Here is a 517-nt window from a genome sequence, read left to right on the forward strand (position 1 = left end):
GACTGATATTACGTACATCCAGACCGGCGAGGGATGGCTCTACCTGGCTGGCGTGAAGGATGTGTTTACCTGCGAAATCGTTGGCTATGCAATGGGCGAGCGCATGACACAGGCCCTGACGGCGCAGGCTCTCTGGCGCGCCGCAACCAACAAGCGGCCAGCGCCAGGATTGATTCACCACTCGGACCGGGGGAGTCAATATTGTGCCCATGATTATCGCAAGCTGGTGGAACAATTCGGCATGCAAGCCTCCATGTCGCGCAAAGGAAACTGCTATGACAACGCCCCCATGGAGAGCTTCTGGGGTAGTTTAAAGAACGAACTGGTGCATCACCAGCGCTACGCCACGCGGGCCGACGCGCAGTCGGCAATCCAGGAATACATTGAAAGCTTTTATAACCGCCAGCGGCGTCACTCACGCCTTGGCAATGTTCCGCCAGCGTTGTTCGCTGAACTTTTCAGCAAACATCCGCAGGCGGCTTGAGACAAGAGTGTCCGCTATTGACAGTACACCTCA

The 517-nt window shown here is 56.3% G+C and carries 1 protein-coding gene; it reads left to right on the plus strand.

The window, feature by feature from the left end; translation table 11 throughout:
• On the plus strand, positions 1-484 hold a 484-nt coding region (locus AC3WOS_RS28605; RefSeq protein ID WP_492720713.1), incomplete at its 5' end, for an IS3 family transposase.
• Positions 485-517: the final 33 nt, after the last annotated feature.

This window comes from Rugamonas sp. FW305-51 (assembly GCF_058786935.1).